The organism is Paenibacillus sp. JGP012, assembly GCF_014203995.1.
Lineage (GTDB): Bacteria > Bacillota > Bacilli > Paenibacillales > Paenibacillaceae > Paenibacillus > Paenibacillus silvae.
Map to the genome: position 1 here is coordinate 24,150 of NZ_JACHKG010000026.1, position 26,204 is coordinate 50,353.

At 48.8% G+C, this 26,204-nt stretch carries 24 protein-coding genes and 1 pseudogene; 5 read left to right on the forward strand and 20 right to left on the reverse strand.

Annotated features, from left to right (window positions below; translation table 11 throughout):
* The first annotated feature begins 154 nt into the window (after positions 1-154).
* Together HNR77_RS23335 and HNR77_RS23340 are read left to right on the forward strand one after the other, a co-directional pair.
* A complete protein-coding gene (locus tag HNR77_RS23335) occupies positions 155-1,186 on the forward strand; it encodes an alpha/beta hydrolase (protein WP_184189703.1) in 1,032 nt (343 codons plus the stop codon).
* A gap of 481 nt (positions 1,187-1,667) precedes the next feature.
* Positions 1,668-2,957 carry a Fe-Mn family superoxide dismutase gene (locus HNR77_RS23340; protein ID WP_184189705.1) on the forward strand — a complete coding sequence of 430 codons (1,290 nt, stop codon included), beginning with the start codon at positions 1,668-1,670 and terminating at the stop codon, positions 2,955-2,957.
* A 270-nt stretch (positions 2,958-3,227) separates the two neighbouring features.
* Here the strand turns inward: HNR77_RS23340 and HNR77_RS30835 are convergent.
* The 9 genes and pseudogenes from HNR77_RS30835 to HNR77_RS23385 all read right to left on the reverse strand — a co-directional run.
* Positions 3,228-3,284: pseudogene (locus HNR77_RS30835) on the reverse strand (S-layer homology domain-containing protein); the annotation flags it as partial.
* Positions 3,285-3,381: 97 nt separating this feature from the next.
* The gene (locus tag HNR77_RS23350; protein ID WP_090924575.1) at positions 3,382-3,606 is read right to left on the reverse strand and encodes a hypothetical protein; all 225 of its coding nucleotides are present in this window, start codon (positions 3,604-3,606) and stop codon (positions 3,382-3,384) included.
* Between the two features lie 71 nt (positions 3,607-3,677).
* Positions 3,678-4,550 (reverse strand): lipoate--protein ligase family protein, encoded by an 873-nt coding sequence (locus tag HNR77_RS23355; RefSeq protein WP_184189707.1) that lies wholly within the window; start codon positions 4,548-4,550, stop codon positions 3,678-3,680.
* Positions 4,551-4,668: 118 nt separating this feature from the next.
* Positions 4,669-5,262: a GTP cyclohydrolase I FolE gene (folE, locus tag HNR77_RS23360; protein ID WP_111272853.1), complete on the reverse strand. Its 594-nt coding sequence runs from the start codon at positions 5,260-5,262 to the stop codon at positions 4,669-4,671.
* A gap of 56 nt (positions 5,263-5,318) precedes the next feature.
* The gene (locus HNR77_RS23365; RefSeq protein WP_111272854.1) at positions 5,319-5,582 is read right to left on the reverse strand and encodes a YneF family protein; all 264 of its coding nucleotides are present in this window, start codon (positions 5,580-5,582) and stop codon (positions 5,319-5,321) included.
* A gap of 171 nt (positions 5,583-5,753) precedes the next feature.
* Entirely contained in the window at positions 5,754-6,779 is a 1,026-nt protein-coding gene (locus HNR77_RS23370) for an HD-GYP domain-containing protein (RefSeq protein ID WP_184189709.1), read from the reverse strand.
* A gap of 15 nt (positions 6,780-6,794) precedes the next feature.
* Positions 6,795-8,639, reverse strand: coding sequence for a tRNA epoxyqueuosine(34) reductase QueG (queG, locus tag HNR77_RS23375; protein ID WP_184189711.1), 1,845 nt, complete (start codon positions 8,637-8,639; stop codon positions 6,795-6,797).
* 177 nt (positions 8,640-8,816) lie between these two features.
* Positions 8,817-9,392, reverse strand: coding sequence for a signal peptidase I (gene lepB, locus HNR77_RS23380; protein ID WP_111272861.1), 576 nt, complete (start codon positions 9,390-9,392; stop codon positions 8,817-8,819).
* Between the two features lie 333 nt (positions 9,393-9,725).
* Complete coding sequence (locus HNR77_RS23385; RefSeq protein ID WP_090924581.1) at positions 9,726-10,151, reverse strand: GNAT family N-acetyltransferase; 426 nt, start codon at positions 10,149-10,151, stop codon at positions 9,726-9,728.
* A 420-nt stretch (positions 10,152-10,571) separates the two neighbouring features.
* On the opposite strand from HNR77_RS23385, the gene HNR77_RS23390 reads away from it, so the two are divergent.
* Together HNR77_RS23390 and HNR77_RS23395 are read left to right on the forward strand one after the other, a co-directional pair.
* Positions 10,572-11,183, forward strand: coding sequence for a superoxide dismutase (locus HNR77_RS23390; RefSeq protein WP_184189713.1), 612 nt, complete (start codon positions 10,572-10,574; stop codon positions 11,181-11,183).
* Between the two features lie 354 nt (positions 11,184-11,537).
* Entirely contained in the window at positions 11,538-11,816 is a 279-nt protein-coding gene (locus HNR77_RS23395) for a hypothetical protein (RefSeq protein ID WP_184189715.1), read from the forward strand.
* Positions 11,817-12,983: 1,167 nt separating this feature from the next.
* Here HNR77_RS23395 and mutY read toward each other — a convergent pair.
* The 5 genes from mutY to HNR77_RS30710 all read right to left on the reverse strand — a co-directional run bounded on the left by mutY (position 12,984) and on the right by HNR77_RS30710 (position 18,790).
* On the reverse strand, positions 12,984-14,381 hold the full coding sequence (mutY, locus tag HNR77_RS23400) for an A/G-specific adenine glycosylase (protein ID WP_184189717.1): 1,398 nt from the start codon (positions 14,379-14,381) through the stop codon (positions 12,984-12,986).
* Between the two features lie 247 nt (positions 14,382-14,628).
* Positions 14,629-15,024 carry a holo-ACP synthase gene (acpS, locus tag HNR77_RS23405; protein ID WP_184189719.1) on the reverse strand — a complete coding sequence of 132 codons (396 nt, stop codon included), beginning with the start codon at positions 15,022-15,024 and terminating at the stop codon, positions 14,629-14,631.
* A 435-nt stretch (positions 15,025-15,459) separates the two neighbouring features.
* Positions 15,460-16,269 carry an ammonia-dependent NAD(+) synthetase gene (gene nadE, locus HNR77_RS23410; protein ID WP_184189721.1) on the reverse strand — a complete coding sequence of 270 codons (810 nt, stop codon included), beginning with the start codon at positions 16,267-16,269 and terminating at the stop codon, positions 15,460-15,462.
* A gap of 169 nt (positions 16,270-16,438) precedes the next feature.
* Positions 16,439-16,873, reverse strand: coding sequence for a BrxA/BrxB family bacilliredoxin (locus tag HNR77_RS23415; protein ID WP_110899630.1), 435 nt, complete (start codon positions 16,871-16,873; stop codon positions 16,439-16,441).
* A 222-nt stretch (positions 16,874-17,095) separates the two neighbouring features.
* Positions 17,096-18,790 carry a two-component system sensor histidine kinase NtrB gene (locus HNR77_RS30710; RefSeq protein WP_184189723.1) on the reverse strand — a complete coding sequence of 565 codons (1,695 nt, stop codon included), beginning with the start codon at positions 18,788-18,790 and terminating at the stop codon, positions 17,096-17,098.
* A 193-nt stretch (positions 18,791-18,983) separates the two neighbouring features.
* Between HNR77_RS30710 and HNR77_RS23425 the strand changes: the two genes are divergently transcribed.
* Entirely contained in the window at positions 18,984-20,249 is a 1,266-nt protein-coding gene (locus HNR77_RS23425; RefSeq protein WP_145406331.1) for a BaiN/RdsA family NAD(P)/FAD-dependent oxidoreductase, read from the forward strand.
* Positions 20,250-21,048: 799 nt separating this feature from the next.
* Here the strand turns inward: HNR77_RS23425 and HNR77_RS23430 are convergent.
* The 6 genes from HNR77_RS23430 to HNR77_RS23455 all read right to left on the reverse strand — a co-directional run bounded on the left by HNR77_RS23430 (position 21,049) and on the right by HNR77_RS23455 (position 26,137).
* Positions 21,049-21,504 (reverse strand): hypothetical protein, encoded by a 456-nt coding sequence (locus tag HNR77_RS23430; protein ID WP_184189725.1) that lies wholly within the window; start codon positions 21,502-21,504, stop codon positions 21,049-21,051.
* A gap of 206 nt (positions 21,505-21,710) precedes the next feature.
* Complete coding sequence (locus HNR77_RS23435) at positions 21,711-22,958, reverse strand: ABC transporter permease (RefSeq protein WP_184189727.1); 1,248 nt, start codon at positions 22,956-22,958, stop codon at positions 21,711-21,713.
* 18 nt (positions 22,959-22,976) lie between these two features.
* Positions 22,977-23,717 carry an ABC transporter ATP-binding protein gene (locus HNR77_RS23440; protein ID WP_184189729.1) on the reverse strand — a complete coding sequence of 247 codons (741 nt, stop codon included), beginning with the start codon at positions 23,715-23,717 and terminating at the stop codon, positions 22,977-22,979.
* 161 nt (positions 23,718-23,878) lie between these two features.
* Positions 23,879-24,286, reverse strand: coding sequence for a type II toxin-antitoxin system death-on-curing family toxin (locus HNR77_RS23445; protein WP_184189731.1), 408 nt, complete (start codon positions 24,284-24,286; stop codon positions 23,879-23,881).
* Positions 24,283-24,546 (reverse strand): AbrB/MazE/SpoVT family DNA-binding domain-containing protein, encoded by a 264-nt coding sequence (locus HNR77_RS23450; protein WP_184189733.1) that lies wholly within the window; start codon positions 24,544-24,546, stop codon positions 24,283-24,285. Before HNR77_RS23450 ends, HNR77_RS23445 begins: the two co-directional genes overlap by 4 nt.
* A gap of 256 nt (positions 24,547-24,802) precedes the next feature.
* The gene (locus tag HNR77_RS23455; protein WP_184189735.1) at positions 24,803-26,137 is read right to left on the reverse strand and encodes an MFS transporter; all 1,335 of its coding nucleotides are present in this window, start codon (positions 26,135-26,137) and stop codon (positions 24,803-24,805) included.
* Positions 26,138-26,204: the final 67 nt, after the last annotated feature.

A 26,204-nucleotide genomic window follows, 5' to 3' on the forward strand; every position in this document is an offset into this window, starting at 1 on the left:
GATAAAGATAGGAACACATTTAATTAATTCATGCTAAAGCATGACTTTAGCATCAGGATGTATGCTTGATTTTAAGTAAAATAAATAGCTGTTGTTTGCCCGTTGTAATCGTATACTGAATTTCGCTTAACTGAATTGTAAAGGAGGGGCGTGCATGTATTCGACATCCCAGAGCGAAGCCCCGCTGCATACCAAAGTGTCCGATCTGCCCTCTTCGTTGTCACCAAGGCTGATTCGGTTTAAACATATTGTCGTAGCGTTGCTGCTCTCCGTTGTATTTTTCCTGTTGTTTTGTTTTATTGCCTTACACGGTTATATTGCATGGGTGCTTTCGAACCCTACAGTCGCACCGGTTTTCTCGAATCCCATGCAGGCCAAAAACATGAAATACGAGGATATCACCTTCCCGGCAGCAGACGGCAGCCGCACGATGCAGGGCTGGTATATTCCCGCTAGTAATGACTCGGGTAAAACGATTATTTTCAGTCATGGCTATGGCGCCAACCGCGAGGAAACCTGGGTGCCGATGTATGATCTGGCCCACTACGCACACCAGCTCGGGTTCAATGTTGTGATGTTTGATTACGGCTTTGCCTCTCAAATCAACAGAGCTGTAGCTACAGGCGGTAAAGCCGAGTCACAGCAGCTGCTTGGTGCTATTCAATTCGCGAAGCAGCGCGGAGCGCAGGAACTGGTCGTATGGGGATTCTCCATGGGAGCAGGCACCGCTTTGCAGACCGGGTTGCTGACGAATGAAGTAGATGCCATGATTCTGGACAGCACGTTCCTGCTGGAGCCGGACACGCTCTACCATAACATTCATAATCAGATCAATCTGCCGCGCCAGCCTACACTGGAGATTATGAAGCTGCTCTTCCCTGTGCTGAACGGGACAGGTCTGCAACAGATTCCGTATCAGGAAGTGAAGAAAAAGGACTATTCGTTCCCGATCTTCTTTATCCACGGTACGGAGGACGAGAAGGCTCCTTATCCAATTGCCGAGCAGCTTGCCGCCAATCAGACCAATCCATATTCGGAGGAATGGATCGTGAAGGACGCGCATCACGAGTTGATTTTCAGGGAGCATCCGAAGGAATATTTACGCCGTGTTTCGACTTTCCTGAGTCATGTGACCAAGACCAGCAGTGACGATGTGCAGCAAAGCGCAAGTAATAATGTGCGTTAAACTAACATTTATAGATGAACTTTGTTAGCGTGATCCACGCTGCAAAGCTCAGTGAACGTGTTCAGAGCCCCCGAAGGGGCTCTTTTTTTGCATGCACATAGGACAACACGCTCCCTGAATATACTGCCTGAGACTGAGCTATATAAGCTGAACAATTTATTTACACGTGAACGGAGAGGACAGAAAAAACCTGAAAAAGCGGAGCGGTCGCCTTTATCACCGGATTTTTCCCTTTGGAAAAGGGAATCCAAAAAATCTGGGGATAACAGCGATTGGAAGGTTGTTCTGTCATCGGAGTGGATTGTGTAGAATCCTTAGTTCAACTTATATAGCATAAATGAACGTAGACTGCGTGGAATGATGAAAGGTTACTTGATGATCGCTTCATGATTGCTCGATGATTGCTCGATGAAAGCTTGTACGATGGAAGCTTGTACGATGAATTAAGAATTAAAAATGCAGGATTGGAGGTCCACTGAATATGAACTGCGACGAATATGGCCGTCTGCTGCCTTTGCGGACACTGGAAGAAATCCGTTTCTGGAAGGGGCAGGAAAAAGAACATACCCTCCTGATTCGGGCACTGGTTCCTGACCTGGAGCCTGCTTATGTGAAGCTGCTGGAGGAATGGGAGGCAGCCTTTGCGAGCAGCGAACGAGCAGCGAATCAGCTGATCAAGCAGCTGCTGCCCGCAACCCATCCGCCGGCTCCTTATATCATGCGCTGCATTGATCAGCTCGTCTCGGCAGCACAGGATCAGTCCAGGGCGTTTATTAAACAGCTGTATGTCATGCTGGAGCAAAGCGCCGCTGTACGTGCGCTTCCACTTGCTCAAACTGTAATTCTGCATATCATCCGTGAATCAGAGTATTTCCTGGGGGTACTTGAAACCTTGAGCCAGCCCGGCATCCTGCGCGAAGCACCATCATCATCCACGCTGCTGGAGAACGCACTGCACAGCACCCGTTCAGATGACAACAAGGAGGTTTGGCGTGAAGCCAAAGAAACTCAATCCAGTTCCACCATCCAAAAAAATGCAGCTCCCACTTCTACTGTACAGACGCAATCTGCATCCCCTCAGCCTTCTGCTGGCGGCAGTGCTTCAACTGAGCCTTTAACGAGTGCTTCCACGGTTAAAGAAAAGCCGGTTCCCATTGGCGGGCATACGCTGCCTCCCCTGCCTTACGCATACAATGCACTGGAGCCGCATATTGACGAACTGACGATGCGTATTCACCACGACAAACACCATCAATCCTATGTGGACGGACTGAATACGGCCGAGAAGAAGCTTGCTGAATCTCGTAAAAAGAACAATTTTGAGCTTGTCAAGCATTGGGAGCGTGAGCTTGCTTTTAACGGGGCAGGGCACTATCTGCATACGATCTTCTGGACCATTATGAACCCCGCAGGTGGCGGCAAGCCTGAAGGCATGCTCGCAGAGCAGATCAAACGTGATTTCGGCAGCTACGAGGCGTTCAAAAATCAATTCACCGAAGCGGCCAACAAGGTCGAGGGCAGCGGCTGGGCGATGCTTGTATGGAGTCCGCGAGCGCATCGCTTGGAGATTTTGCAGGCAGAGAAACATCAGAACCTTTCCCAATCCGACATCGTACCGCTCCTGCCGCTGGATGTATGGGAGCACGCCTACTATCTCAAACATCAGAACGAGCGCAAAAAGTATATTGAGGACTGGTGGAATGTCGTCTACTGGCCTGCTGTAGCTGAGCGTTACGAAGCCGCACGCAAGCTGCTGTGGCCGCCTTATTAAAGCACAGGGCATTATGTAGTATGAGAATACGATAACAAACTATTGTAAATTTAAAAGAGATATCTCCAGTCGAAAGACTGAACGATATCTCTTTTTTAAATGCAATGCGCATCTCCCACCCACATGCACGCACACAATCCGTATGTTTTATTCTTTAATGGATGCGGCCTCAATGGCTTGATAAGCCCAGTGGGTATCAGGAACATCAGACCATGCTTTAATCGCTGCTGAAGCTGGCTGAAGACCGATTAATTTGTTGATCATGGTCACAACTTCAGCACGTGTTACAGGTTGTTCTGGACAGAAGGTGCCATCTGTATAACCTGACCCTCTTCATTCAGCACAAACAAAAAAGGCGAATCTCATATAAGAGATTCACCTCATAATTCACTTCATATTACACTTCATACATAAGATACCTATGTTAAGAAGCGCAGCCCTCACATGCTACATAGTTGTCGCCAACCTGTTTGCTAATCGCAATCAGATCACCGAGCTTGATATCGGACTCCTCTGTGAACTCCAGATCGGCGATACGTGCCACAATCAGGGCAGCAGCCTCTTCTTTGCTGGTTGCCATTTGGCTGAACTCTGACTTTTCACCTGTTGAAATGACTTCATACAGGTATGTATATCTCAATGTTTCCACTCTAATCCTCTCCTTCCGAAATCACATCATACCATCTCTGTTACCCAATTCCAAGCCTGATGAAAAAGAACTCAGTCATATCGCGATTTCATCTGCTCTGCCGTCACTTGCACTTCATCCGCATGAACAGAAAGCACCCGCTCCGTCCCGGCATGCGGATACCTGCTGCGCAGCGTGCGCACCAGAGATGCCGTATATGCCGCCGTCGAAGGAACGCCTGCCAGCTCCTGCAAACTTGCCATCGTGCCGGGTTTCACCTCCGGATATCCTTCTGCCGCTCCGCCCGAGGCTTCATCATAAAATCTGCGAACTGCTGCCGCAAGCTCATCTCCCTGACCCTCCACAATGATAAACGCAGTAATAATGTAAGCTTTCGCCTGCCGCCGCTGAGCGATACCGCAAAACTTCAGTCCACCTACGCTGACATCATAATCCCCGGGACAGAAGGCCCCCTGTACTTCTCCCGTCTGCGCCTGAGCTGACCAAGGAGTTAATGACTCGGCAATGATTGAAGCCATCTCGCGAAAATCATTATGGATATTGATGGCATGCCCCGGATTAGGCAGAATCAGCGACACATTCACAACTCCCGGATTCAAAGGAACGGCCGCTCCACCTGAAGGCCGAACACATACAGCAGACCCCTCACCTCGAATACGTTCCATCGCTTCAACTGCAAGAGGCAGTCTACGGTCACGCAGCCCGGCTACAAAGGCATCCGGGTGACGCCATATATGAGCCACAGGCAAATGCCCTGACCCCACCCGTCTGCACATGACTTCTTCCCACGCAAATGCGTCAAGCACACTACTTCCACGACGCATAAGCGGTGTTTCCCATATCTGCAAGCGCAGCGACGAATGCTTGGCAGCAGCAATCCTACGTTCAGCCGCACCACTCTTCCCCGGTTCGGGACGTTGATCGGATTGGGAAGGTATACTCATCATCCATAACCTCCGACTGTTGAATTCATACTTCATTACAACATAACAGGCACATCGTGCCAGGCATAACGTTATATATAAATAAGCCGGTTCCCCAAGGAACTCGGCTTATCTAACCTTACTCTTTTATCAAAGACAGAAACTCCGCACGTTGTGCAGGGTTATCACGGAAAGATCCACGTACAGCCGAAGTTACAGTCTTGCTGCCAGGTTTCTTCACGCCACGTGCGCACATGCACAAGTGCTCGCCCTCAACTACGACCATCACACCATGCGGCTCTACGGCCTCTGTCAGGATGTCGGCAATCTGAGAGGTGATACGCTCCTGTACCTGAAGACGGCGTGTTACCGCTTCGACCAGACGTGCCATCTTGCTTAGACCAACAATCTTGCCGCTCGGTACATATCCAATATGTACTTTGCCGAAGAATGGTGCCATATGATGCTCACACTGGCTGTAGTACACGATATCTTTAACGATGACCAGCTCTTCGTGATTCTCGTCAAAGGTGACACCCAGCACGTCACGGGGATCAACCTCATATCCGCCAAAAATCTCTTCGTACATCCGGGTTACCCGTGCAGGCGTTTCCAAAAGCCCTTCACGTGTACTATCTTCGCCAATCAATTTGAGAATCTGTTCGACATGATACTCGATCTTCTCCCGATTGTCGGATACTTTGGAATTCAAATAATCTTTAACGCCAGCCATTGCCAAGCGCCTCCTTTCGAACCACATCATGCAAGCGGTTTAACCGCCTACGGCTATTATTTTCGGCGGCCCGAGCTTTTACGCGCAGGATGTTGACTCGGCTGAGGCATTTTCGCACCTGGCTGCTGATTCTTCATCATCTGCTGGGCACGCTGCATTTGCTTGCCGTTCAGGTTATAGCCCATCTGCTTTGCCATCTTCTGCAGCATCTCAGGGTCGCTTTGCATTTTCTCGAGCTGTTTACGCAGGTAGAACACCCCGATGAAAAATCCACCGACCAGACCTACAATCAATGTAATAATCGGTATTACAATATCCATCTCTTAGACACCTCTGTATGCAATCTAAAAAACCTGCTGATCTGTGCCAGTAAACATCATGATTCATGATCATTTATCTCGATAATGCATACATGACACCGACCGGATTTCCTGAGAGTTATCATAGCATTTCCACACGCCGTGAGCAAACGCATTTTCCAGATAAATGGCTTAGATCAGCACACCTTCAATAAAGACCGTCGTCTGCTTCGCCAGATCTACCTCTATGACATCCAGAGAAAAACGTGTGCTGCCCCGTGCTATCCGGATAACCGGCCTGCCCGGCAGTCCTCGATGCTGACGGACGATAACACCGGTTTCCTTGGTAGACAGCCGGACAGCCGTTCCGTTGGGATACACGGATACACTTTTGTTAAACTCAATCAGAATATCCCGATCCAGCTTTGTTCCCGACATGGCCATCATCTCTTCACACGCTTCGTGTGGAAGCAGACTGTTACCCGACAGACCGTTGATCAGATTATCATAGATGTTGGCTGCACTTACGATTTTGGCAAACAGATGTATGTCCTTACCGGTGATGCCTCTAGGTATTCCACTGCCGTCTACATGTTCGTGATGCTGCAGTGCAGTATGTGCGACAAGCAGACTAAACTCCCGCTTGTTCTTGATTACTTCAAAGCCGCGCCAGGTATGATGCAGCTTTGAAGTAGCACTGCCGCCAGACGGCTCGCCTACTTTTCCAATGTCATGCAGCAGCGCGCCTACAGCCAGATCCTTGAGCTGATTATAATTGAGGCCCATATTCAGTCCGATCACCGATGACAACAAACATACATTCATGGCATGAACATACTGTGCATTATCCTTGGTACGGATATCCGTTAATTGAACGAGCAGCTCACGCCCGTTCAGCACATCATTCAGCAGCTTGTCGATGCTGAGCGAAACTTTTTTCGGACTCCATTCTTTTCCAGACCTCACCGCTTCAAGCGTTACGCTCATCTCATTGATAATGGCCCGTTTCGTAGCTTCATCCAGAATATCTTCTATCTCTACATCTTTATATGCTTCATCCTGGATGTACAGCGTGGTAACCCCGATACGCTTCAGCGTATTGACCATAAACACGGTGAGCTGGACCCCGGCAGACAGCAAAACCGTACCGTTGCTGGAATATACCGTCTTGCCCAGAATCTCTCCCGCCTCCACGCTTTCCACGTTTACATACTTCATGAACGTCCCCCGCTCTTACGTTTGCTGCTCCAATGTGAGCAATTGCTCTTTGGTTTGCAGACCGCCTACGTAACCCACCAGGGTGCCATCTTTACCGCTCATGCGATGACAGGGAATAACAATCGGAATAGGGTTCTTGCTAATGGCATCCAAAACTGCGCGTACAGCCTTGGGCCGGCCGATCTTTTCCGCAACCTCTTGGTGAGTTAAGGCTTCTCCATAAGATATATCGGACAGAACCTGCCAAACCTGTAGCTGGAATGCAGTCCCATACCGCTCAAGCTGCAAGTCGAACGTCTTTCTTTCCCCTGCAAAATACTCCCGCAGCTGCTTGGCAGCTTCGCTCAGCTTCTCTTCATTTTTCTCGTATCGGTATTCACCGATCCAGGTACGTGCCCACTGCTGCAGGTGCGCTTCCCGTACATGGAAAGCCCCAAAATCAATATGGCACAGCCCCTCATCGGTTGCGCACAACGTAAGTGTACCGATTGGTGTGAGCAGCTCATCATAATATACAGGCTTGCCGTGAAGTCCGGTCACCGGGGACGGCTTCCATGCAGCGGCTTCCCCCGACTTGTCTGTAGATGCAGACTGCTCACCATTTGTTTCCGTTGTACGCTCAAGCACGCCTTCGCTCTTGCTCTCTAGCTTGCTTGCATTACCAGCCTGCGGCTGTTCGGGTAAGGCAGTGGACGACATCAGTCGCTCCTTGGCCTTCTGCAGCATACTTAGCACGTTACCATCTTGTTCGATCGCGGCAGCTTCCCCTATAGCTCTCATGGCGTCTTCTCCTCCAATTCTGCTCAGCGCCCAGGCGGCGGTTCCCCGCAGCTCTGGACGCGGATCACGCTTCAGTACCTGTGTTAATTTGGGTACAGCGCTTTTGTCTTTGAAATTGCCCAGTGCAATGACCGCATTACGCTGAATCGGCTTTTTGCCCCGCCATGAGGCGGAGCTTTGACCGAAGCGTTCTTTGAACTCACGGTTGCCAATATCCAGCAGCGGCAGCAGCAAAGGCTTTACAACCTCCGGATCGGGATGAAACTCGGGATGGTGATCCCAGTTTTTGCCCCGATTTTTCGGACAAACAATCTGACATGTATCACAACCGTACAGACGGTTGCCTATTTTCAGCATAAACTCCTCATCCAGGAACCCTTTGGTCTGAGTCAGAAAAGAAATGCAGCGCTGCGCATTCAATTGACCTGGGCCAACCAGCGCACCTGTAGGACAGGCATCAATGCATTTCGTGCATTCCCCGCAATCCTCAGTCACGGGAGTATCTGGCGGGAACGGAATATTCGTCACAAGCTCGCCAAGGAATATCCATGAACCGAATTTTGGCGAGATAATAGCGCAGTTTTTTGCACTAAAACCGATTCCGGCACGCTGCGAGACCGCACGATCCACAAGCGCTCCCGTGTCCACCATGCTTTCGATCATCGCCTCCGGCACACGCTCGCGGATAAAGCTAACCAGCTTGTCCATCGCCGTGCGCAGCACCTGATGATAGTCCTGTCCCCACGCCGAACGAGCAAAAATGCCGCGGTACGCGCCTGGCTCCGACTTCGGCGGATTTATCATTTTGGACGGATAAGCCACGGCTATGGCAATCAGGGAAGCAGGCTCGCCGCCTTGAAGGGCGGGATGCACTCTTTTTTCAATATCCGGCTCCTCAAAACCTGACGCATACCCCTTATCGCGAGACTGCTCCAGCAGTGATTTCAGTGACACAAACGGATCAGCTGAAGCAAATCCAATATCATCTATGCCCAGTTCCGGGCCTGCAGCCTTGATCTCCTGCTTTAACGTCTCCCATACGGAGGCGGCCTGTGCTGCCCCGGTCCGTACGCTCGTCATTTCCTCTTCCCTCTCTTCTCTCAGGCACGTAATCGGTAAACAAGGAACGCCCGTCTCACGGAGGGAGATCAGGCGCTTCGCTATATACCTATATTTCTTGCATAAAGTGCATTTACAGCCTACGTGCCCGTATAGTTAAACGCAAAATGCGCTCTGAAGTTGTTGTGCTCCAACATTTTACAGCTTTTTCATCTCCGAGAATGGCCAGAAAATAAACTCGGCTTTGCCGACAATTTCACTGGAAGTGATGCTTCCGAACATGCGGCTGTCCTTGCTTTTGCCCTCATGACGATTATCTCCCATCACGAAGTAATGATCCGGCTCCAGTGTGATCGGCCCGAAATCCGGGTCCTGCACCTCAATGTCGGTATAACTCTCCGCCTGCTTCACGCCATTTACATATAAAAGGTGGTCCTTGACCTCAATCGTATCTCCCGGCAGACCAACAATTCGTTTCACCAGATAATCCTTCCTGCCCACATCTTCGCTTGGATCACGCAGCACAATGACATCCGACCGGGCCGGCTCGTCGAAATGATACACCATCTTGTTCACAAACAGACGATCGCGCTCCACCAACGTTGGCTGCATGGACTGCCCTTTGACCATCGACAGATTAAACACAAACAGGTTCAGCAGCATCATGATTACAAACGCAACCACTATCGTCTTCACCCAATCCCACAGCTCGGCTGTCCACGACTTTCCTGATGGCCCAGGAGCAGATTTCCGGTCGGATTCCCGCTCCTCCATGGTTGAAGGCTCTATCGAAGAAAAATTGGAATTCAAAGAGACACCTCATTTATCAGTTTGTAGATTACACGTGTAACCCAGGGTCATACTCCCTTTCAGTCTACTCTATTTGGTAGTCCGAAACAATTGGAGATGCCCACCAGCATGCGCAAAACACACACTCTTTAATACACGTTCCGGGAAAAATAAAACAGGGAGGCATCACTGGCGCTGCCTCCTCAACCAAATAGAAAGGCATATCCATCACGCCATTGATGCGTGAACAGATATGCCTAATATGAAATAACACTCTTATATTTCTTTGTCTAACTACACCGAATTCACCTGCACCGATTAAGCCTTGGACAAAATACTAAGTTTCTGGAAAGCACTCAGAATCTTATTGGCACCATACCCCATTGCTTCGTACAAAGGCATGGCTGCTTTGTTGTGCTCATCACCGGCCACCCAAATCTGGCTGACTTTGCGCTGCTGGAACCGCTGCTCCATAGCCTCGACAAGTGTTTTGCCGACACCGCGGCGACGATAGTCTGGATGAACCGCAATACGATAGATGCATCCCTGGTTTTGATCAATCGTACCGATCAAGGCACCGACGAGGTCTCCCTCTTCTTCAGCAACCATGATCAGGTCAGAATCCCATGACAATTGACGGGCAAACGGGCCCATCGTGTTCTCATAACACTCTTCCGATAGTGCAACCTGGAGAAGCTCCGTCATCTGGCTTGCATCACTCAACTGAAAGGAACGAACGTGCATGTCTTAAATCTCCCTTTTCGTTAGCTTAGATGAGGTTTTACAAAAAAGGGGGTCCCCTTTTACCAAAAACCCGATGTTCATATAATGACAAAAAACGAGAAAATACCGCTTCTTCGTCAATTAAACCATACTTTACTCCATAAAACACGCATTTTCTTCTGAAAGCGCTTTATTGTAAACGTTTACATTGAAGTGAATACAATTTTAACGATTTTTTTCGTCAAAATATCATAATATATTTCATATCGGGTAAAATATGTTTGTTATCTCTGGCCTGGATTTTCATTAACTATGATTCAGGATACTTAATAAACAAAAATGTTGATTAATTATCCCGAATGCGGTTTAATAATAGAGGCAAGGGTATTATTACATATGTACCTTAACAACCAACAACAAAATCTCAGGAGGTATTTCACTATGGCTTTTCAATTACCAGCACTTCCTTACGCTAACGATGCACTGGAACCACATATCGATGCACAAACGATGGAAATCCACCACGATCGCCATCACAACACTTACGTAACTAACTTGAACGCAGCTCTGGAAAGCGCTCCTGAACTGCAAAGCAAAAGCTTGGAAGATCTGATTGCTAACCTGGACAGCGTACCGGAAAGCATCCGCACAGCGGTTCGCAACAACGGCGGCGGACATGCTAACCACAGCTTGTTCTGGGAAATCATTGGACCAAACGGCGGCGGCGCACCTACAGGTGACATCGCAGCAGCGATCGACAGCGAACTGGGCGGCTTTGACAAGTTCAAAGAAGACTTCGCAAAAGCAGCAACTACTCGTTTCGGTTCCGGCTGGGCATGGCTCGTTGTAGGCAAAGATGGCAAATTGTCCATCACTAGCACGCCTAACCAAGACAGCCCGCTCTTTGAAGGTCTGACTCCAGTTCTGGGTCTGGACGTATGGGAGCACGCTTACTACCTGAAATATCAAAACAAACGCCCTGATTACATCTCCGCATTCTGGAACGTAATCAACTGGGATGAAGTGAACAAACGTTACGCTGCAGCAAAATAATTGCTGTTCAGATAGAAGAGCCTGCATTGGTCCTTAGGATCAATGCAGGCTCTTTTTGAGTTATGCCGGGCAGCGATGGGCTGACATGCAGGAATACGTCTGGGCAGGGAGTGCAAGTGCGCAGGAGGTGCTTGGTCCGCACTGCGATGCGAAGAGCACAGGCCGGGCGGCTGGGCAGTGCGGGGGCACTCGCGAGGCGGCGAGGCGCTCTGAGGGCATTTGCTACGCAGCGGCAGTTGGGTGCTGCGGTGGCACTGCTGGTCTATGGCGGCTTGTTGCTGCGGTGCCACTTGCGTGCGGTGACGGCTGGGTGCTACGACGGCACTCGCATGGGGCCGCTATGCTGGGGCGGCGGTGGCACTCACTGGGCTACTGCGGCTGGTACTGCGTGCTGTCACTCGCGGGGCTACTGCGGCTGGGGCTGCGTGCTGTCACTCGCGGGGCTACTGCGGCTGGGGCTGCGATGATACTCCCGGGGCCGCTGCGGCTGGGTGCTGTCCCAGCACTCACTGGGTTGCAGCGGCTGGGCGCTTTGGGCGCATATGCTGGGCTGCGGACGGTTTTCTCGCAGCGGCCGGGAGAGCATTACTTTTGCTGCCGCACCACGAATGCGCGATTACGATGTTTTTTTGAACATCTGTAAGTTAAAACGCCGATGCTGAATGCCTGACATCCCTATAATATGCAGCAGACTGCAACGTCTCTCGCCACCCTCACCTTCTGGTTAACATACTTGATACCTCCACGGCACCTTCACATCATCTCCCGTTGCGCTAACGATTCTCAGGAACGCTATTTGCCCGTTTTTCGGCCTATCGAAATTCTAACGATCTCCAGAAACGCTATTTACCCATTTTTGGCTCTAAAATGCTCCTGATGAGCAATTTTGAACCAAATAAGGTCTCTCAGAATCGTTAAAATTTAGAATCCCCATAATTCAGCAAAATAAGGTGTCTGGGAATCGTTAGCGCTGACCAACTTAGGATCTTCTTGCCCACTACAGCCTGTCCATCCATTTGCTTTACTTAGTTACTTTCACACCCGACTCACTCGCAAACTCTACTGATTACTCGCCTACTGTGACTCTTTTGCACATCAGAGCACACAGAGGAAAATTTCTTGGTTACTTTGGTGCTGTCACTTGTTCGCATACGCTATCGCTTATTTGCATACTGCAGCATGCTCTCATACTTCCTTGGCTGCATTCTCACCAAGAATCACACGCGGAGTATAATTCACTGGTTACTTGGGTGCTGTCGCTCGTACGCCATCGCTTATTCGCATACCCCGCATGTTTGCATACTTCCATGGTTCCATTCTCACCGAGAATCACATGCGGAGTATCGTTGCGACGGCACAGGTCGGGCTGCAGCGGCTGGGAATTTCTTGGTTACTTTGGTGCTGTCACTTGTTCGCATACGCTATTGCTTATTCGCATACCGCAGCATACTTGCATACTTCCTTGGTTGCATTTTCACCGCGAATCACATGAAGAGTATCGTTGCGACGGCACAGGTCGGGCTGCAGCGGCTGGGAATTTCTTGGTTACTTTGGTGCTGTCACTTGTTCGCATACGCTATCGCTTATTCGCATACCGCAGCATACTTGCATACTTCCTTGGTTGCATTTTCACCGCGAATCACATGAAGAGTATCGTTGCGACAGCACAGGTCGGGCTGCAGCGGCTGGGAATTCCTTGGTTACTTTGGTGCGGCTCGTTCGCATACGCTATCGCTTATTTGCACACCGCGGCATATTCAAACACCGCAACTCTTGCATACTTCATTAGTTGCATTCTCATTATTCGGCTAATTCATCATAAGCCCCGGCGAAATAGTTGCGAAGCAGCTTTAGAAAGACGTTTGGAAAAGCCAGCTTCTCCATGTCTTCGGAGCCGATCCATTGATAAGTGAGGCCGTCGCCTTTGCCTGTCAGCACTTCCTGTGACGCGTTAGCGGTGGTGGAGGCTGACATTGGCTTGTTATTTTCAGGGAGTGAGCCCGATTGGCTCTCCGTATAGGCTGTGCCTGGTGCTGATACATCTGCCGCTGCAGATGTAGACTCAGCATCCGCTTTGGGTTCAGCGGAGATTTGCAACTGTCCAGTGACAGCAGCCGCTGAACTTGCCTGTGACGCCGCCTGTGCATCGTAGGCGGCTCTTGCTTCCGCGGCAATCAGCGGAAGCTCACTGCCCAGGTCCTGCTCGGTGCACTTGTACACCTGCAGGCTCCAAACAATATGGCTGAACACATGCTCCGCATGGGTAGCCAGCCCTTCCGGGCGGGCAGCAAAGCCTTCCGCCCACAGACTGCCGGCCAGCAGCGCCATGGCCGGCTCATCCGCCAGCGGCGCTGCCGCCTTACCCGCTGCGGCAGGCGCCGCCAGCACATGCGGCAGCTCCCACATCCGGGCCAACAGGCCCGTCTCCGGACGCTGGCGCACAAGCACACGGCCGCGATGGACACCGCTGCCTTCCACCAGGGCAACCAGCCGCTGCTCAGGGCGCGGCGGCTTGGCTTTGGTCTTGACCGGCAGTGTAAGCTCTCTTCCGGCAATTCTGCCGGAACATTGCTCCATCACCGGGCAAGTCAAGCAGTGCGGCGCTTTGGGTGTACACACCAGCGCGCCAAGCTCCATCAGCGCCTGATTGAAATCACGCGCCCGCCCTTCAGGGATGAGCTCTGTCGCGAGCTCCTCCATCAACACCCGGGTGCTGCCCTTCATAATATCCTCATCTATGAGGAAATATCGGGATAACACCCGCATAACATTGCCATCCACCGCTGGCTGCGGCTGGTTGAAGGCAATGCTGAGAATAGCCCCGGCAGTATACGGGCCGACCCCTTTTAACGCAAATACACTCTGCTTGTCCTGCGGCATCTCTCCCCCGTGCAGCTCCATGACCTGCTGCGCAGCTGCCTGAAGATTACGTGCACGGGAATAATATCCGAGTCCTTCCCAGTTTTTCAGCACCTCTTCCTCCGGCGCTTCTGCAAGTGCCTGCACAGTCGGAAAATTCGTAATAAAACGGTTAAAATACGGGATCACCGTATCCACCCTTGTCTGCTGCAGCATTATTTCCGAAACCCACGTAAAATACGGATTATTGTGGCGGCGCCAAGGCAAATCCCGGCGATTGATCATGTACCAATCCAGCAGATTCACACTGAAATGATGTTTCTGTTCTTGTAAACCCATAACTTCTTCCTTTCCTGTATCCACGATTCATTCCAAATAACGACTGTATTATCAATGAGCAATAACTCAAATGATACAACATCTTGCACGATGGTTATGAAGCCTTGCTTTTATCAGATCTCATCATTCGTGCGCTCTACGCATCCTGCATGCCAAGCAACAGGGTAAGACATAAATTCGCAACGCTCTTTGCTATAACCAGCTATTCATCATTTGTCTCCATCCCTATAACTTGTCTCTATACCTATCACTGCACCTGCTCCACAATGGCAAATGCTGCGGCCAGTTCTGTCTGATGTGTGATGCTGAGATGAATTTCATACTGTTTACCATAAGGAAGCTGCAATCGCTCCCAGGCTTCACTGGTCAACGAAGCAACAGGGCGGCCGGATGCATCAGGCAGCACTTCAATATCCGTAAAACTCATGATAGCCCCGATCCCGCAGCCAAACGCCTTGGACACGGCCTCTTTAGCCGCAAAACGACCAGAAACAAACTCGGCCATCCGTTTGCCGCGATGAGCTGCAATATCACGTTCAGCCGGGGTCAAAATGCGCTTCATAAATGCCTCACCATGCCGGCCAGACAGCAGTTTCTGCATCCGTCCAATCTCTAATATATCGTTGCCGATGCCATATATCACAATGCTTCACCCGCTTAATTGTTTAGGCTATTAAAATAATGTTCACATCATATCTTTGCGAAATGATCTATATAAGTGAACGATTCATTTACATGTCACCCAAGTGGATTCTGTAAATTTTTCAGTTCACCTTATATGGAGCATATATTCGAATTTTTAATCGAATTATTCGCACCTTTCCGAACACGTATTCTATTGTAGCAGGAGGCGTGCAGGGATGCGAGTTTCCATTTTGCAAATATCCAATTTCCCCAAAAAAAGCAAAAAGAGCCGCTGCCCGAGGCAATGACTCCTTTTTCAACAGAAACATATTACACATGTCTCCGCTCTTGGAACATATCGTTTTGGTACACATGTTTTCGATGCACATGGTTAGGATTACAGTTGATGCATGCCACTTCACCATTTATAGCAGCTGACCAACCTTCACCCGAATCAGATACCAGGAATGGCATTACGCTTGTGATGTGTACGTTTGTAAAAGGCTTCCAGGCGCTCTTGCGCGGCAGGGTCAATCTGCTTGCCTTCAAGGTAATCGCTGTTTGCTTCGTATGAAATACCCAGCTCATCCTCATCGGTTTGACCTTCCCATAGTCCGGCAGAAGGAGCTTTGTCCAGAATGGATTGCGGCACCTTCAGGTAAGCAGCAAGCCGACGCACCTGACGTTTGTTCAACGTGCTTAGCGGTGTGATATCCACAGCTCCATCGCCCCATTTGGTGTAGAAACCTGTAATCGCTTCGGACGCATGATCTGTACCCACAACAAGCAGGTTTTCTTCAAAAGAAAGTGCATATTGCATCACCATACGTGTTCTTGCTTTTACATTGCCCTTGCCCTGATGCGTCATATGACGCGGACTGCCCAGAGACTTGAAGCCCTGCTCCACTTCCAGCGCAATCTCATTCACGGCATCTTCAATATTGGTCTCGACCACATATTTCAGATCAAATGCTTTGGCTACAGCGTAGCTGTCCTGAATATCCGCTTGCTCTCCATAAGGCTGGAATACGCCAAGCGTTTTGTACTCTTGATTGTTTTCTGCAGTAAGCTCGTCTGTAGCCTGTTTGCACAGCGCTGCTGCGACTGCACTATCGATTCCGCCACTGATCGCGATCAGCAGTCCTTTGGTACCGGAATTTTTCACATACGTTTTCAAAAAGTCTACACGCTTGCGCACTTCCTCGGCTTCATCAATGCTTGGTTTAACCTTCAATTCAGCGATGATCTGTTGTTGCAAACTCATCGTCATACACCCCGTTTCTGCATGATTAAAATCTGGCGGCATCGTATTACTCTATAACGGAAATTTGACACCTGGCTTGAAAGGTTTGAATGGTTCAATAACCTGATCTGTCCAAAATGAAACGCCCCGGCATCGGTCATCCGAAGAGCGGGGCGTTCTATGGAGCGAATTAACGGCAGTAACGATCAAACGCACTTGTCAGGTCAGCCGCGATTTCCTCTGCAGAACGATCCTCCACTTGGTGACGCTCGATAAAGTGAACGAGTTCTCCGTCTTTCATCAGGGCGATGGACGGTGAGGAAGGTGGATATGGTGCAAAGAACTCACGTGCTTTCGCAGTAGCTTCCTTGTCTTGACCAGCAAATACGGTGTAAAGATGATCTGGTGTAATATCGTTCTGAAGCGCCTGAGCAACTCCTGGGCGACACTGACCAGCCGCACATCCGCACACAGAGTTAATGACAACCAGTGCTGTTCCTTTCGCATCCGGCAGGCTTGCTTCAACCTCTTCCGGTGTACGCAGTTCCTGAATTCCCAATCTAGTCAGCTCATCCCGCATTGGCTGAACCATATCTCTCATGTATTGATCAAATGACATCGACATTTCAGTTTCACTCCTTATAATGGTTGTTCTATGATCTCGCTTGTAAAATTAGAGGCCGATCGTTGTGCACCCGTGAATGCGTCCATATCGAAAAAAATGGATACACGCTGTGCTACTCCTATTATACATCCCCAAGCAATGAAAGCAAGATTCAGACAACACCTGCGGAACGGCTTTCTCTATCTTATTATGGCTGACTCTCTGGCAAAATATGCTGACTCACTAACGCTGAAAGGCAACTTTGAACGTCGTGCCCTGCCCTTCTTCCGATTCAACCGTAATTGTGCCATTGTGCCGCTCTACGATGCTTAGACACATGGATAATCCAAGTCCAGTCCCTTTTGCTTTGGTTGTAAAAAAGGGCTCAAACAGCTTTTCCTTCTTCACCGGCGGGATCCCAGGCCCCGTATCATGTACACATAGCTCCACCTTGTCGCCATCCGTGCGTGTCTCCAGCGTAAGCACGCCCTTCTCATTCATGGCTTCCATGCCGTTACGAGCGAGATTAAGCACGACCTGTTTGATCTCTTTGGCGTTGAGATTCAGCTTGGGCACATTATGGTCCAGCATCAGCTCGATGCTTTGACCGCGCAGATTCGCATCGGCCCAAAGCAGCGGACTGAGCTCATGAATAATATCATGCAATTGCGATTCTTCCTTCTCAGCAATCCGATTCTGAGCGAGTGACAGAAAATCATTGATGATGCTGTTGGCCCGATCCAGCTCTTCCAACACGATCCGATAATAGTGGTCCAGGGATTCCGGGCTCTTTTCCTGCATTAATTGAAGAAATCCCCGGACAACCGCCATCGGATTACGTACTTCATGCGTAATGCTTGCCGCCATCTGGCCCACCAGACTCAGACGGTCTACATTATCCAGCTCGCTGCGCAGCATCTCCAGCTCTGTAATATCCTGAATGATAAGCATCGCCCCGGAGACAATTTTCGACCCGTTTTGTGTATAAGCATAGATCGGCACCGTGCGTGACAAAAATACATGTGAGCCGTACCGAACCGTCAGCACATTGGCCTCACCATGAGCAATCGCTTGATGAATGCTGTGTTCCATTTTCTCTGCCTGCTCCTGCTCGACAAATTGACTGGCATGCTGTCCGATCAAATTATTGGCTGAGGTGCAGGGCAGCTGCTCTTTCGCAGTCTTTTTCATGACTTCATTGACAAAAACAATCCTGCCTTCCGTATCTACTGTAGCAATGGATAAAGGAACCGCATTCATAATTTGATGCAGCTTCTCCGTTTCTGTAATGTAGTGATGGTGCACTTCAGAGAGATGCTGTTCCATTCCGCGATAATGCTTCATCCTTTCCAGCCACAGCTGACTCAGGCTAGCGGCAACCAGTGCACCTGCCATATATCCGAGCCCTGACAGGATCAAAAACGTTTGAGAAAAAGCAGTATCAGAAGAAAACGAGATCACCCGCAACAAGCCGGACACCATCATTTCAGCAAAGATCAGCCCGATAACTGTTCTCATTTGACCGGATGATGTATTGTGCTTGAATCGTTTGGCTGACAACCATACAATAGGATAGAGAAAAATACCCGTATGAAGAAAAAATCCGTACAAATTATAGGGATGTGCTATAAGAAAATAGAAGAGAATATGTAGAAGAGACAAGGCCGCGCCTATACGGGGGTTACAATAAAGAACCGCAAGCGTAACCGGGATAATGCTTAGGGATATAGGAAGGGTCTCGGTACTTTCAGATAACGCAAACAGCAGACATAACAGCATGCTGAGCACACTCGTTACTGTAAAGCTGTAATTCACCTTATCTATATGATTATTTCGAATTACCTGCTGTTTGGAGAGACCCAGATAAAATAAGGGAATCAAGACCACTGCCGATCCTGCCAGCAGTACTTGTAAAAGAATGTCCTTTAACGCAACCACAACGTCATCTCCTCCTCGACCTGCACATTCCCTCATTAATTCTGATTAAAACATAGGCGACAGTATATTACAATATATCCCTTCAAGCCGCAAAATAGAACACCGTATAACACTGCCTCATTACAGAAAAAGGCAGTAGTAGACATCGTCTATAAAAAAACAGACAAAATCAATAAAAAGAAGGTAATTATGTATGTATGACGTTATCGTAATAGGCGGCGGTTCCGCAGGTCTGATGGCTTGTGTGGCAGCTGCCGAGCATGGAGCCTCTGTGCTGCTGCTGGATAAGGGAGATCAACTGGGCCGCAAGCTCGGCATCTCGGGCGGAGGACGCTGCAATGTCACTAATGCGAAGGAAACGGACGAGCTGATCCGGCACATTCCGGGGAATGGACGTTTTTTATACAGCTCATTTCAGAATCTGGATAATCAGGGCATCATGCGTTTTTTTGAAAATCTCGGTATCGCCTTGAAAGAAGAAGACAACGGCCGAATGTTCCCTGTCACAGACAAAGCCAAAACGGTTGTGGATGCGCTTGTTGGTAAAATTGTCTCACTCGGCGTAGAAATCCGTACTAAAGAACCCGTTAAAGAGCTGATTCAGAACGGTCAGCATGTGCAAGGGGTTAAGTTGGCTTCGGGTAAAGTCATACACGGCCGCTCTGTAATTATCGCAACCGGGGGCAAATCCGTGCCGCAAACCGGTTCCACGGGTGACGGATATCCTTGGGCTGAAGCCGCAGGTCACACCATCACAGAGCTGTATCCAACCGAAGTGCCCATTGTGTCCGGAGAGAGCTGGATTCAGTCCAAAGAACTTCAGGGCTTGTCTCTGCGTGACATTGCTCTGTCTGTGCTTGATGCCAAAGGCAAAACCGTCATCTCCCATCGTGGAGATATGATCTTCACCCATTTTGGCGTATCCGGTCCGGTTGCCCTGCGCTGCAGTCAGTTTATTCGCAAGGTACAGATGAAATCCGGCAATACCCAGGTCACGATGAGCATTGACCTGTTCCCTGACCTAACCCCTGCTGCGCTGGAAGCACAGGTGAAACAAGGCCTGGAGCAGGAATCTCGCAAGGCTGTGAAAAATATTTTGAAAACATGGGTGCCGGAGCGTCTCATCCCTTTGCTTATGAAACGTGCAGAGATCGGGGACGATCTCTCCTTTCACCATTTCCCAAAGGGCATGTTAAGCCATCTATGTGGACTCATGAAGTCATTTACCTTCCGTGCAGACGGGACGAGATCCCTCAAGGAAGCCTTTGTTACCGGAGGCGGTGTTCACTTAAAGGAGATATACCCTAAAACGATGGAATCCAAGCTGCTTCCAGGATTATTCTTTTGCGGCGAAGTACTGGACATTCACGGCTACACTGGCGGTTATAATATAACGGCTGCATTCTCCACCGGATACACCGCTGGCATGCATGCCGCCGAATACAGACACACGCACTGATTAGAGAGATGATGGTGGGCATACGTCTCCCCGATTCTCAGGAACGCTATTTCGCTCAAAAACCGACTTTTCAGCATCATCAGAGTCATTTTGGGCTAAATAACATCTCTGGGAATCGTTACGTTCTAAAACACTCCATAAAGCAGCAAATAGCGCTTCCTGGAATCGTTAGAATATGCCAAGTGTTCCCCACCATCTCATGGTATAACTTGCCTTAAAATAAAAAAGGCACCCCATCAATTATTTTCATAATCGTTGACGAGGTGCCTCTATACTTTTTTACAGTTATCTCATATGCCATCCTAGTGCCGTTGTTACTTTGCCGCAAGCATTTTTACACCGCTCTCTGTCTCAGTTATGTCTTGTGCAGGTTTATCTTGTTAAGTCAGGGGTATGGGAGGTGCTTACTGGCGATGATTAGGTAGCGTTACTTTGTTGTGCGTGTTTCGTTAGAGTGAGTTTATTTTGGGCTTGTTTGTTCTGGTTTGTTCGTGACGTTTGCGGTCTTATCTCTGGTTTGCATTGTCACAGTGGACTCGTTACGTTTGTGGTTTTGCTCTAGTTCGCATTGTCCCGGTATGTCCCGTTACGGTTTTGGCTTTGTTCTGGTTTGCATTGTCACGGGTGGCCCGTTACGATTATGACTTGTTACGTTATGTCTCATCATAGTTGTGACTTGTTACTGTTATAACCTGACGCCTGCTACGGTTGTCTTTTGGTTATCTTTTGGTTGTCTTTTGGATGTTGTTTTGCAGGATTGACCAGCCCGCTCATTGACCAGTTCCTTTTTCTATTACTATCAAGCCTTGACACTGCCCGAAAACCCGTCTGCAGCATCGTCATAAGCCGGGTCTTCGCTATGGTTATGTTCGCTTGGGCTTGTAATTTGGGTGCTGTTCAACGTCTGGCTTCCACCGCGTGCATACTGCTCGTTCCAGTCCTCGTTCACCAGATGAGCGGGAATGGATACATTTTGAAACAGGTCCATTTCCTCTGCTGAAGAAGCAAAAACTGCACTCCCGCCATGCGACTGAACAATCTCAACCGCAGATTGCGGGTCCTGACGATCTGTCGGGATGTATAATTCAAGTGGTGCAGACTGATACGGTTTATAACCTAACTCCTCCAAGGTTGCTTTTGCCGCAAGCAGTGCTGAAGGATCGGAAAAATGCACTTGAAGCTCACTGTTATCCATCACACGCAGCTCCTCCTGACTATAGGATTTCTCGTCTCGCCCTTTCATCCAATCACCCATGCAATTATTCATCCATTCAATAATGCTTCATCCATTCGTCAATACTTCAAGGATTCAGATTTCATAAGTTATATTGGATTCTCGGGGCTGGTCTTCTATAGCATGGGCAGTAAAGCGGCGTGATATGCTTCAGTCATTGAATTCCTTTCAACCACTAGTGTTAAGGGGATCTGCTTTGGTTCTGCTATGATATTAGCTCTGTATATTCATGCGCGAGTCTGTCTGATCCACCCTGTGACAGACACGACTACATAGGCAAACACTAACGTACACACCGCAGGCAGAAAACCGACAAGCCAGCCGAGCCAAGTCACGCCCATGGCATACCCCATCAGCGTCACGAGTGGAAACAATAACATTCGCACCATAATTAACCCTGCCCCATGCAGCGCACCCGAATCATAATTGACCACAAGCTCAACATACTCCGAGGTCGCCAGCTCATCCCAGGAACGATACAGCATCAGAGTAAGCATAATGACCAATAGTCCACATACGATCACATTCACTGGAAATGGTGGCAGAGCAACCGCTGCTAACGATAGGCCACCCAACTGCAAATACAGTTTCAGCGTAGCGGAATTGCGGAAAAATGCTCTGAATCCAATCTCCGCCGTCCGGTTCGGTATGGAGCGTTTACGCAATAATGGACGAGATTTACGAAAAACAATCGTGCGAGTTTTCTGAGCCTTGGGTTTGCTCACCGCCTGACTCAACATAAGTGCAGTCAGCCTTATTCTGGTTCGCAGATCCTCTCGCACATCTCCTTCAAATGTGCCCTTCATAAACAATCGCAGCTGCATCAGAGCTACGAGCAGCAGCGAAACGACCGTTATACTCAGAACGATTTTCCACGTCTCCCCAAGCATCCACGTTGATGCGAGAATAGTCATCCATCCCATTGAAATGACGAGCAAGCCCATTAGAAGCCAGCATCGCCAGCCTGTATATCGAACTTTAATCGTATGTATAGCGATAACCTGAAACGATGCTGTGATTCCCAGCCAGATACTTGTTAACACAATCTGATACACAGACATCTCATACACACGAACAAGCAGTGGTGCGACAAGTGCAGTGATAAGCATCATTTTTACCAGTTGTAACCATAACACCCGCAGAAGGCCCCGCTTCATCATTGTTCGCATCCAGAATCGTCTCGACTTCAGAAACAGCACATCGGCTTCCTCCACAAAAAGCAGAACTCCACCCGTCAGAATAACCAATTCAATGATGCCCGCAAGGAAAGGAAACGATAATCCAGTTGCCCATGCTGGCATAGGCTTGGTCCACAGACTGGTAAACCAGCCAACAAAATAGAGCAGCCCCGGAATAAGCAGATACAGCCATACTGTCCAATCCACCACAAGCTTGAAATTGCGCCACTGTTCCCGCAGGTGCTCCTTACGTCTTCTCTGGTATAACAGGTGGGGTGTATAACGTTTATGCTCCATATTAGTGTCCCTCCCCGATCATTCCGATGTCAGCATATCAAAACAGTCAAACAACGATGCATCCGGCATGCCCGCAGCATCACGAATCTCATCCAATGTTCCTTCCGCAGCCGATCGGCCTGAAGCAATCAGAATAAAGCGGTCACAGATGCGTTCAGCCGTATCCAGCACATGTGTTGACATTAACACCCCTGCCCCGCGACATCGTTCGTCATCTAGCAGTTTCAGAAAGTCTTTCGTTGCCCGCGGGTCCAACCCGATAAACGGCTCGTCCACAATATAGATATCCGGCGAGGATAGGAAACCGATCATCAGCATCATTTTTTGGCGCATCCCTTTGGAAAAACTGGCAGGCAGATCATTCCGCACATGGTGCATGCCAAATCGGAGCAGCAGTTCCTCTGCTCTCGCCGTAAATATCTCTTCTTCGATTTCATAAGCAGCAGCTGCCAGATCAAGATGTTCCCACAACGTCATATATTCGTAAAAAACAGGCTGTTCGGGAATATAGGCGTACCGCCCTTCCCCGGCAATATTTACATCATAATCGGCATGCTCCAGCAGACCGAGCAGTGTTTTGATCGTTGTGCTTTTCCCGGCACCGTTAGGTCCGATGATGCCTACCAGCTCTCCCGGTGCAACTTGCATCCGAATATTGCGGATCGCAGACTGCCCCGGTGCGTAACCCGCTTCGCGAATATGTACGTTCAAAATAGGATCAGCTAAAGCTTGTTCTTCTCTATCATCAAATGCTTTCATACCCCCACACTCCTGTCCAATCAAGTTTACAATGGCGATCTATTGTTATTGTAAAGGAGTTTGGCTTCTCGTGTTTGATCAATTTGAGCAGAAATTGGGCACAAAAAAACAATAAATCATTATAGTTCATGATTCATTGCTCAGATAACTGGCTAGTCAGATTATTTATTCTCTTCAAAGTGACAGTGAGTATGAATCATGGAAGTAAGTTCTTCAAATGAATACTTGTGATTCACCATATCAACCGTAAAATCCTCAGCTAAGGTCTGTTCCATTTTGAAAAGGATATCATTGTAGCGCAAAAATATGACCATTGCCGTAAAGGCTGTCCGCTTGTTAGCATTTTGAAAAGGATGGTTTTGACCCAAAGATTGAAAAATTGCAGCCGCCTCTTCATATACTGTTGGATATGCTTCGTCACCAAAAGCAGATGATTGAGGTCTTAGAACAGCAGATTCAAGCAGATTTGAGTCTTTAACACCAATCTGCTCTCCTGGGCTGTAACGTTTTATCATAGCAACATTAATCGCAATGACTTCCTGGATACTTAAATACCGAACAAGGCTCATCTGTCTTTAAGACCTTTCAAGGTCTGATCATATTCATCCATAACTGAAGCTAAAGTATCCATAAAATCATTACTAATTCCGTTAGGTAAACTAACCTTGACTGACTTTTTGATAATAATTTCGCCACTCGTTCGATCAACCTCAATTTGAACCATGTCTCCCTGCTCAAGGCCAATCTGTTTGAGTGCTTCTGTCATCGTTATTCCAAGACTATTACCAAACTTTGTTACTTTCCGTTCCATCTCTCTCACCCTACTCATTCAGATTCCTCCTTAATTATATTATTCAATTGTAATAACAATTATACTAAATTCCCACCTATTATACATGGTTAAAAAAAAACAAAAAGAAGCAGGGGTTCCGGAGCCCCTGCTTCTTCATATTACCGTAAAAACTATATTAACGATTGCTCTCCACCATTATGGTGGTTGCACTCTCACGTTTTTTAGCAAAAATGTTTTAAATTTGAATTAGTTTTCACTCATGCCATGAATTCTTCACTTGTTAAAATAAACCTTACGACAGCTCTCCAGATACCGCAGTCTTTGGCGCAACACCTTCCTCCACGGGCATCTTCTTGCCGCCTTTAGGCTTGAACAAATACAGAACCCCCAGCAGCGTCAGCAGAATACCCGAGCTTACAAACGCCGGAATAACTCCGAAGAAAGTGACCAGCAATCCACCAACCACAGGACCAAAAATATTGCTTGTAGTCATCACGCTGCCCACGGTTCCAAACACTCTGCCCGTCATTGGCTCCGGTGTTTGTTCCTGCAATAGAATCTGAAAAGGTACTATAGCAAAACCGATTCCGACACCTGCCAGAGCAAATAATGAGATAAGAAGCAGGTGTGCACCCAATCCCGCCGAAGGCCATACGCTAACGACAACACCAGCCGTACCGATGACCAGACCTGTAACGGCGGTGCCCAGACCCATTTTCAAACCGTGGCCTGCAGTCTTCCACTTTCTCACACTCATCGCAGCGAGTAACGTTCCGACACCACTTGCTGCAACACACCAGCCGAGCAGATCACCCGAAATACCCGGAAGCTGCCTGAATAGTACCACAGTTTGTGAATCAGCAAATTGCAGAAACAGAATCGCCGCTGCCAGCAAAAGAAGTGACGTTCCGATATGAGGAAGAGAAGCGAGCATACGAATGCCTTCCAGCGTTTCTTTCCAGAAGGATGATTTACCTTGAGAAGGTGATGCTGTCTGTTCCCCTACTCCTGTTACGTCAGAATTTGCCTGTTGGATCACCCGATACCCGGGAATCCATAATAAAATGATGCCTGAGATCAGAAAAGACGAGGCATCCAGCACAAAACACCAGGCAACACCAAATGCTGCGACAAGCAGGCCGCCCAGCGCCGGGCCGATAATTTTGGACATCTGTTCGATCACAGAGCTGATGGACACGGCCTGAGCAAGCTGGTGATGCGGCACAAGCTCTTTCAGCTTGCCATTCTTCGCCGGGGAGAACACCACATCGAACAGTGATTTCAGAACAAGCAGTACATAGACATGCCAGATCTGATCGGCAAAAATTAACGCACCCACAATGACAATCCGCGCCCCATCGGCGGTAATCATCAGCCATTTTCGATTCAAGCGATCCGCCAGCGCACCAGCAAAGGGACCCGTGAGCAGAATCGGCAATGCCGCTGATAACGTCACAAACGTAATCTCCCACGGCGTTGCATTCCAGCGCAAACCGACCAGTGTCAAAATCGCCAGCAGATGCAGCCAATCTCCCAGATTGGATATCGCCTGTGAAACCATCAGTGTCACGAATGGACGGTTTTGTTTCAGTGAACCCTGTACATCAATTGCGTATTTGCTGCTCATCCCGCTTCTCCTCCATCAATCCCGAATGTTTATTATGAAAATGATTGTATAAAATATTCGCTTGCTG

Bases quoted from the DNA above. Each gene is read 5' to 3' on its own strand.
- folE (WP_111272853.1), bottom strand. From the start codon at position 5,262: ATGGCTGGCGTTAAAGATTATTTGAATTCCAAAGTATCCGACAATCGG.
- HNR77_RS23335 (WP_184189703.1), top strand. From the start codon at position 155: ATGTATTCGACATCCCAGAGCGAAGCCCCGCTGCATACCAAAGTGTCC.
- HNR77_RS23340 (WP_184189705.1), top strand. From the start codon at position 1,668: ATGAACTGCGACGAATATGGCCGTCTGCTGCCTTTGCGGACACTGGAA.
- HNR77_RS23440 (WP_184189729.1), bottom strand. From the start codon at position 23,717: ATGAAAGCATTTGATGATAGAGAAGAACAAGCTTTAGCTGATCCTATT.
- HNR77_RS23425 (WP_145406331.1), top strand. From the start codon at position 18,984: ATGTATGACGTTATCGTAATAGGCGGCGGTTCCGCAGGTCTGATGGCT.
- mutY (WP_184189717.1), bottom strand. From the start codon at position 14,381: ATGGGTTTACAAGAACAGAAACATCATTTCAGTGTGAATCTGCTGGAT.
- nadE (WP_184189721.1), bottom strand. From the start codon at position 16,269: ATGAGTTTGCAACAACAGATCATCGCTGAATTGAAGGTTAAACCAAGC.
- HNR77_RS23355 (WP_184189707.1), bottom strand. From the start codon at position 4,550: ATGAGTATACCTTCCCAATCCGATCAACGTCCCGAACCGGGGAAGAGT.
- HNR77_RS23455 (WP_184189735.1), bottom strand. From the start codon at position 26,137: ATGAGCAGCAAATACGCAATTGATGTACAGGGTTCACTGAAACAAAAC.
- HNR77_RS23370 (WP_184189709.1), bottom strand. From the start codon at position 6,779: ATGAAGTATGTAAACGTGGAAAGCGTGGAGGCGGGAGAGATTCTGGGC.
- HNR77_RS23445 (WP_184189731.1), bottom strand. From the start codon at position 24,286: ATGAGCCTTGTTCGGTATTTAAGTATCCAGGAAGTCATTGCGATTAAT.
- HNR77_RS23415 (WP_110899630.1), bottom strand. From the start codon at position 16,873: ATGTCGATGTCATTTGATCAATACATGAGAGATATGGTTCAGCCAATG.
- queG (WP_184189711.1), bottom strand. From the start codon at position 8,639: ATGACGAGCGTACGGACCGGGGCAGCACAGGCCGCCTCCGTATGGGAG.
- HNR77_RS23450 (WP_184189733.1), bottom strand. From the start codon at position 24,546: ATGAGTAGGGTGAGAGAGATGGAACGGAAAGTAACAAAGTTTGGTAAT.
- HNR77_RS23430 (WP_184189725.1), bottom strand. From the start codon at position 21,504: ATGGGTGATTGGATGAAAGGGCGAGACGAGAAATCCTATAGTCAGGAG.
- HNR77_RS23390 (WP_184189713.1), top strand. From the start codon at position 10,572: ATGGCTTTTCAATTACCAGCACTTCCTTACGCTAACGATGCACTGGAA.
- HNR77_RS23365 (WP_111272854.1), bottom strand. From the start codon at position 5,582: ATGGATATTGTAATACCGATTATTACATTGATTGTAGGTCTGGTCGGT.
- HNR77_RS23435 (WP_184189727.1), bottom strand. From the start codon at position 22,958: ATGGAGCATAAACGTTATACACCCCACCTGTTATACCAGAGAAGACGT.
- lepB (WP_111272861.1), bottom strand. From the start codon at position 9,392: ATGGAGGAGCGGGAATCCGACCGGAAATCTGCTCCTGGGCCATCAGGA.
- HNR77_RS23385 (WP_090924581.1), bottom strand. From the start codon at position 10,151: ATGCACGTTCGTTCCTTTCAGTTGAGTGATGCAAGCCAGATGACGGAG.